Source organism: Gracilibacillus sp. HCP3S3_G5_2, from assembly GCF_052063305.1.
Taxonomy (GTDB): Bacteria; Bacillota; Bacilli; order Bacillales; family Amphibacillaceae; genus Gracilibacillus.
This window is the reverse complement of record NZ_JBQHXU010000001.1, coordinates 506,923-514,224: the sequence shown is the minus strand read 5'-3', so window position 1 is coordinate 514,224 and position 7,302 is coordinate 506,923. Positions and strand designations below refer to the sequence as shown.

9 protein-coding genes are annotated in these 7,302 nt (G+C 37.0%); all 9 read left to right on the top strand.

The genetic code is table 11. The annotated features are described in order from the left end of the window. The first annotated feature begins 119 nt into the window (after positions 1 to 119). Positions 120 to 734, top strand: coding sequence for an NDxxF motif lipoprotein (locus ACTNEP_RS02395; RefSeq protein ID WP_441159963.1), 615 nt, complete (start codon positions 120 to 122; stop codon positions 732 to 734). A 129-nt stretch (positions 735 to 863) separates the two neighbouring features. Further along, positions 864 to 1,736, top strand: coding sequence for an SMP-30/gluconolactonase/LRE family protein (locus ACTNEP_RS02390; RefSeq protein WP_441159961.1), 873 nt, complete (start codon positions 864 to 866; stop codon positions 1,734 to 1,736). Between the two features lie 34 nt (positions 1,737 to 1,770). Further along, complete coding sequence (locus ACTNEP_RS02385; RefSeq protein ID WP_441159960.1) at positions 1,771 to 1,980, top strand: hypothetical protein; 210 nt, start codon at positions 1,771 to 1,773, stop codon at positions 1,978 to 1,980. Positions 1,981 to 2,151: 171 nt separating this feature from the next. Then, positions 2,152 to 3,207 (top strand): TRAP transporter substrate-binding protein, encoded by a 1,056-nt coding sequence (locus ACTNEP_RS02380; protein ID WP_441159959.1) that lies wholly within the window; start codon positions 2,152 to 2,154, stop codon positions 3,205 to 3,207. 139 nt (positions 3,208 to 3,346) lie between these two features. Next, on the top strand, positions 3,347 to 3,859 hold the full coding sequence (locus ACTNEP_RS02375; protein ID WP_441159957.1) for a TRAP transporter small permease: 513 nt from the start codon (positions 3,347 to 3,349) through the stop codon (positions 3,857 to 3,859). Then, entirely contained in the window at positions 3,856 to 5,106 is a 1,251-nt protein-coding gene (locus ACTNEP_RS02370) for a TRAP transporter large permease (RefSeq protein WP_441159956.1), read from the top strand. Before ACTNEP_RS02375 ends, ACTNEP_RS02370 begins: the two co-directional genes overlap by 4 nt. A 200-nt stretch (positions 5,107 to 5,306) precedes the next feature. Next, positions 5,307 to 5,615: a PTS sugar transporter subunit IIB gene (locus ACTNEP_RS02365; protein WP_441159954.1), complete on the top strand. Its 309-nt coding sequence runs from the start codon at positions 5,307 to 5,309 to the stop codon at positions 5,613 to 5,615. A gap of 32 nt (positions 5,616 to 5,647) precedes the next feature. Further along, entirely contained in the window at positions 5,648 to 6,934 is a 1,287-nt protein-coding gene (celB, locus tag ACTNEP_RS02360; RefSeq protein WP_441159953.1) for a PTS cellobiose transporter subunit IIC, read from the top strand. A 50-nt stretch (positions 6,935 to 6,984) separates the two neighbouring features. After that, positions 6,985 to 7,290: a PTS lactose/cellobiose transporter subunit IIA gene (locus tag ACTNEP_RS02355; RefSeq protein WP_441159981.1), complete on the top strand. Its 306-nt coding sequence runs from the start codon at positions 6,985 to 6,987 to the stop codon at positions 7,288 to 7,290. Positions 7,291 to 7,302: the final 12 nt, after the last annotated feature.

The window sequence follows — 7,302 nt, the reverse complement described above, 5'->3', positions numbered from 1 at the left end:
AACCTAATTTTGAATCAATTGGTGGCCACCAATTGATTCAAAAGCAACAAAACCATAAAAAATCAAAGAAAAACGGCGAAATTCTAAGAAATAATTAATTTATTGAGGGAGAATTAAATATGAGAAAAATTTGCTATGCAATGTTAATTATGTTGATATTAAGTGCGTGTTCTCAAGCAGAAATGAATGACGCCAATGATTATTTAGAAGACGAAGCCCCTCAAGTAGAGGATATCGAAATCCCTAATACCATTTTTCAATCAGACAAACATAACAGCTCCATTGATGAAGAAGAAATGAAATCCAGTATTAAAAAATATTTAGATACGTATGAAGATTTATTCATTGCATTCTATCAATTAGAAGAAATACTTTATGTAAATGAAAGATTGAATGAAAAAGAATTAGAAACTCTCGATGAAATTAATCAACTTACAAAAGAAAATGATGAGAATTTTGCTCAATATATAGCAAATAATACCTTGCCTGAAGGTTATCAAGAAGAAGTGGAGAGAATGAGTAATTATATTACTAATATCAATCAGTTTATTAAGCAGCTGGATGAGAAAATTGACAGTTTAGTAGATAATATTAGTGATGGAGATTTTTCTTTGGAAAACTTTGATTTACTGCCAGAAAATATGGATAAGGTTAATGGACGAGAACAAAAGAAAATAGAAGATTTTCTAGATGAGAAGAATATCAACACAAAAGCATTTGGTCGTAGTGAATAGAACCAATCTGTAAGGCAGAGCTAATTTCTCCAAATTGATAGTTTTTTACATGTTATAATAATAGGTGATTCAGAAAGCGCTTTAAATAGTTGGTGCAAAGTAATTAACATTTAGGGAGGGAATGAAACGATGAAAGCAGAGGTGGCTTGTCAAACGAAAGCATTGCTCGGAGAAGGGCCATGTTGGGATGAAAGAAAACAAGTTTTGTATTGGACGGATATTTCAGGAAAGGTTATTCATCGATTTGATCCGCAAACAAGGCAGAATGACACCTTCCGGATCGATCAGATGGTTGGAGCAGTTGTCGTAGCAGAAGATGGACGATTAGTATTGGCAGCGGAAAATGGCTTTTATTTTTATAATACGGATACAGGTCAAATGACCGAGATACACAACCCGGAAGCAGACAGACCAGAGAATCGCTTCAATGACGGAAAGGTTGATCCAGCGGGTAGGTTTTGGGCAGGTACGATGCAAAAGAAGGGGAATGATCCAGTAGGCTCGTTGTACTGCTTGGATGATGCGCTTGAAGTGGAAAAAAAGTTGTCTGAATTACGGACCTCTAATGGAATGGCATGGGATATGAAAGTAAAAAAAATGTATTTTATCGATACACCTACTAGAAATATCTATGTATTCGATTATGATGTGGAAAATGGATCTATAACGAATCAGCGTGTTGCCTTTCAGTTCCCAGAAACAAATGGTTTTCCAGACGGCATGACGATTGATGCTGAGGGGATGCTTTGGATTGCAGGATGGGGAGCGGGAAAAGTAAGTAGATGGGATCCAACAACAGGAGAGGTTTTGTCAGTGGTAGAAGTACCAGCACAAAACATTACATCTTGCGCTTTTGGCGGAAAAGATTTTGATACACTATACATTACGACTGCAAGAGTAGGGATGACAGATGAGGAGCTAGAAAAGCTTCCGTTATCCGGCAGTCTCTTTACCTTTCAGCCGAATGTCAAAGGCTTGCCAGCGAATCGGTTTAAAAACTGATATAAAGCATAACAGAAAGCCCCAGAATGAGTCAGTGATCCCGGGTTCTTCTTCTCCATTAGCCACCTATTATAAAGAACAAGAAGTCTACCAAATTGTTGTGGAAGATCCAGAGGAACAAGTAGTATGGAAAACTGATAAAGTTGAGGATAGTGCTTCAATTAACATTCAATATGGGGGTGAAGAATTAAAGTCTACCACTAGATATGAATGGACTGTGATCGTGTGGGAGCAAAATAGATGAGATATTTCCCCTGATTAATTCTTTAAGAGTTGATCAGGGATTTTTGTATGCTCTTACATCTACAAGGAGATAATGTTCATTTTATTAATTAGTTATTTTTTTGGACGAGCTTCATATAGTGAGTAGGGGGAGATAATTATAGAGAGGGGTTCTGATATGAAGGGGCTTTTTATGAGTATGATGGTATTGATTTTACTCACACTGGTTGCTTGTGGTTCTTCAGTAACTGATGGAGATAATAATGGTGACAATTCAGATAATGATAACACCGAAACAAATGAGGGAACGGAAGCTATTAACGAAAATGATGAAGCATATGTCTTAAAATTTGCGCATGTGGTGAGCCCATCTACAGCAAAAGGGAAGGGAGCAGAAAAATTTGGAGAGTTACTGGAAGAAAGAACGAATGGGCAAATAAAGGTAGAAATTTATCCGGACTCTCAACTTGGCAGTGATCGTGAGATTTTGGAGCAAATGCAATCTGGTACGGTTCATATGAATGCGCCGTTTACAGGTGTTCTTCCAACTTTTGTAGAAGAGTTTGAAGTATTTGATCTGCCTTATCTTTTTGAAGATCGAGAGCATGCTTTTGAAGCTGTAAATGGAGCGTTAGGGGACTATCTAAGTGAGAAATTAGAGGAACAAAATTTAAAACTAATTGGTTTCTGGGATGGCGGGTTTAAGCATTTTACAAACTCAAAAAGACCGATTGAAATGCCAGAAGATTTAGATGGCTTAAAGATGCGTGCGTCACAAAGTCCATTATTAATCTCACAATTTAAAGCATTAAATGCAGGTGGGGTATCAATCGATTTTTCTGAATTGTATACTTCCTTGCAAACAGGCACTGTTGATGGTCAGGAAAATCCTCTATCGAATGTTATAAGTCAAAAGTTTTATGAGGTGCAAGAATATGTATCGTTAAGTGCACATGGTTACATGGGGTATCCTTTAATCATTAGCCAGTCTTTCTATGACAGTCTTCCGGGAGATCTTCAGAAAGTGGTGGAAGAAGTGGCGATGGAAGTAACGGAATGGCAATGGGACGTGTCAGAAAGCGATGAAGAAGAATATATGCAAATATTAGAAGAGTCCAATGTGGAAATAAATGAGTTATCTGATGAGCAGAAAGAGGCTTTTAAAAATGCGTTAAACGACGTTTATGACGAATTTCATGATAAATTTGAGGATTCAGATAAGATGATTGAGTTAATCGAACAGAACTGAATCCATTGAGGTAGGATAAGAGCGAGGGATCGCTCTTATTTTGCCCTTTGCAAGCATGTATGTCATTTTGTGGTATATCTGGAAAAGTCATAAGAGCTAGCGAAAAGCTGAGTTTTTCCAATTATAAAGGAGGCTCTGTATGAGGACGTTTAATCAAACTATTAATCATATCGAAGAGAGTTTTGCAGTAGTTTCCATGATAATTGCTTCCATTCTTATTTTTGTACAAGTCATTTTACGTTATTTATTCAATTTTTCGTTGATATGGTCAGAAGAGGCTGCACGTTTTTTAATTATTTGGTTGGTGTTAATTGGAAGTAGTATTGCAGTCAGGGAAAAGGGGCATGCGACCGTAGACGCACTTGTAGCATTTCTTCCACCAGCAGGGAAAAAGTTTTTCTCTATTTTTGCTAATCTGGCAGGGATAATATTTTGCTTGATTCTGATATGGGCAGGTTCCAAGATGGTTTCTAGTGTAGTAGAACTGGGAAATGTAACCCCTGCATTAGGGATTCCAATGGCGATTCCATATCTATCCGTTCCAGTTGGCGGTGGCTTAATGCTATTTCGCTTTTTACAAATGTTAGTGATTGATGTGAAGCGGTCTTACTCTGATGAAGAAGGACAATCAGGGGAGGTCGGGGGGAAATGATTTTATTTCTTTTTATCGTGTTACTGCTGATTGGTGCGCCGATAGCTATTGCGATAGGAATTGCCAGTTTTGTGGCGATGTATCAACAAGGAATTTCACTTGATGTCTTTGCTCGAACACTTTTTTCCGGGATTGATTCTTTTACATTAATGGCGATTCCATTTTTTATTTTTGCTGGCGATCTAATGTTATCAGGCGGGACATCAAAACGTATCATCCAATTTGCTCGGAAATTGGTAGGGTGGACTACTGGTGGATTGCCAATAGCTGGGGTATTGTCTTCCATGCTATTTGCCGCATTGTCAGGCTCTAGTCCTGCTACTGTTGCGGCCATCGGTGGAGTGATGATTCCCTCTCTACGGGATGCGAACTATTCAAGGAATTTCTCTGTCGGCTTAATGACAGCTGCGGGATCATTAGGGATTATTATTCCCCCGAGTATTACATTATTAGTGTATGGTTCTGCAGCCGAAGTATCTATTGGAGCACTGTTTATCGCAGGAATTTTGCCAGGGCTGTTTATAGGTCTTGTATTAATTGTTGTTAGTTATGTCATTGCTAAAAAACAGGGACATCAACCAGAGAAAAGGGTAAGCTTTCGTGAATTGTTCCAATCATTTATACATGCGATTTGGGGAATTTTGTTGCCAGTTATTGTGCTTGGTGGTATTTATATTGGTATTTTTACACCAACAGAAGCCGCTGCTGTAGCGATTGTTTATAGTTTTTTAATTGGTTGTTTTGTTTACAAGGAATTAACGTGGAAGAAAATATATAGTGTGACACGGAAGTCTGTAATTACCTCTTCTATGATTATGCTGGTAATTGCAACATCAAACGTTTTTAGCTGGTATTTAACCTATAAAAATATCCCAAAAGAGATCGCTGCCTTTTTCTTAGAATATGCAGATACTAAGGTTATTTTCTTGCTAATGGTGTTTGTAATTTTGTTAGTAGTTGGAATGTTTATGGATACAAGTGCTGCAGTGTTAATTTTCGTTCCTTTGTTTTTACCAATTGTATATGAATTCGGTATTGACCCGATTCACTTTGGTATTATTATGATTGTCACATTAGCGATTGGGATGCTTACCCCACCATTTGGACTCAATCTTTTTGTTGCATCAGGTGTTAGTAAAACCGCATTCTCCGATGTTGTTCAAGGGACATTTCCTTTTATCATTGTCCTAATTATTGCTGCGTTGTTTATTGTATTTATTCCGGGATTGTCACTTTTGTTTATTTAAAAAAAATCGTTTTATATAAAGATAGGATGGGATCCTTTTCTCATCCTATCTTTTATTTTTTCCTCAATGATAACTACGTTTTCCTCCTTCACATAATTTCTTCCTCCATATGAGGGAAATTTAATATGTTCAAATTGATCCGTTTTCAATTTAATATGAAAACTACATGAAGTTAATGATTTTATTTGGAGGGGTTATTTATGAAAAAGATTTTATTAGCATGTTCATCAGGTATGTCAACTAGCTTGCTAGTTTCAAAAATGGAGGAAGCGGCAAGCAATAAAGGAATAGATGTAGAAATTTGGGCAGTAGGACAAGATAAAGCACAAGAAGATATGAAAAAAGCTGATGTCCTATTAATTGGTCCACAAATGCGTTTTATGAAGAAAAAGTTTGAAGCAGTAGCAAGTGAGACTGGCGTTCCACTTGATGTCATTGATCCGATTGCTTACGGAAGAGTAGATGGAGAAGCAGTATTAAATAAAGCGTTAGAACTTATTGGTGAATAAGTTGTAAGTTACGCAACAGGGGGACAGCTATCATGAATAAAATGATGGAACTACTAGAAAAGTTTTTGTTACCGATTGCAGATAAATTAAATAATAATCGATATTTATCAGCATTGCGCGATGGATTTATGGTGGCATTGCCACTAATTATCTTTGGTTCAATATTTGTAGTAATCGCAAATTTACCCTTCTTGGATCAATTACTCGGTGAAGATGCCTATGCTGCGTACCAAGATGCTCTTGGTCCAGCATCAGCAGCAACATTAAGTATAATGGGGTTATTCGTAATTATAGGGATTGGTTATAAATTAATCGAGCATTACGAACTTGATGCTATTTATGGAGGTGTTGTAGCACTCGCTGCATTCCTTATTTTAACGCCACAAGTGCTTGAAGGAGTAAGTGGAGTAATTCCAACATCCTCTTTAGGTGCTGAAGGGATGTTCCTAGGTATTATTACTGCTTTTACTTCTGCAGAATTATATCGATTCTTCGTTCAGAAGAACTGGATGATCAAAATGCCGAATGGTGTTCCAGGGGCAGTATCGAGATCATTTAGTGCATTAATTCCAATTACCTTAACATTATCTGTGTTTTTAATTGTTAGAATTTTATTTAGCATTACACCATTCGATACTGTACAAAACTTTATTTATACAATTATTCAAGAACCTTTAACAGCATTAGGTAGTGGGTTACCTGCAACCATTATCGCGGTTCTATTAATTCAGGTATTCTGGTTCTTTGGTTTACACGGTCAAATTATTATTAACTCTGTTTTTGATCCGATTTGGTATACGTTAAATGATCAGAACTTGAAGGCTTTTCAAGCTGGACAGGAATTACCTAATATTATCACGAAACAGTTCATTGATACCTTTTTAGTAGGTATGGGTGGATCTGGTATGACACTTGCGGTTGTTATCTTGATCTTCTTAATCGGAAGAAGTAGACAGTTGAAGGAATTAGGTAAATTAGGGGGACCAGCAGGAATATTCAACGTAAATGAACCTTTTATATTCGGTTTACCGATCATTATGAATCCATTAATCATCATTCCATGGATTATTGCACCTGTCGTCGTGACGATTATTACCTATTATGCAATGGCAATAGGCATGGTGCCAGCACCGGCAGGAATTATTGTACCATGGACAACTCCGCCGCTTATTAGTGGGTTTTTAGCAACAGGAAACGCGTGGCAAGGGGCAGTACTGCAGTTATTTAATTTACTTGTAGTATGTATTATCTGGTGGCCTTTCTTGAAAATGCTAGACAAGAATTATTATGAAACAGAAAAAGAAGGTACAGAAAAATAAAATCGGTAATAGACAACTTTCACAATATTCGGGGTGACAATATGGAGAAGATGGACAAGATTACGGAGATTGCTTTTCAAATTATTTTATATGCTGGAAACGGGAGATCCAGTGCAATGGAGGCAATTCAATTAGCGAAAGAGAACCAATTTGAAGAAGCAGATCAACTAATTAAAGATGCAACAAAAGAGCTGGAAAAAGCGCACGGATTTCAAACAAAACTTTTACAAGAGGAAGCAAGTGGAACAGGAGCAAGTGTGAATGTTATTTTAGTTCATTCGCAAGATCATTTAATGACCGCGATGACAGTAAGAGATTTAGCGACGGAAATTATTGAAATTTATCGTAATAAATAAGGAGGGCCTGTT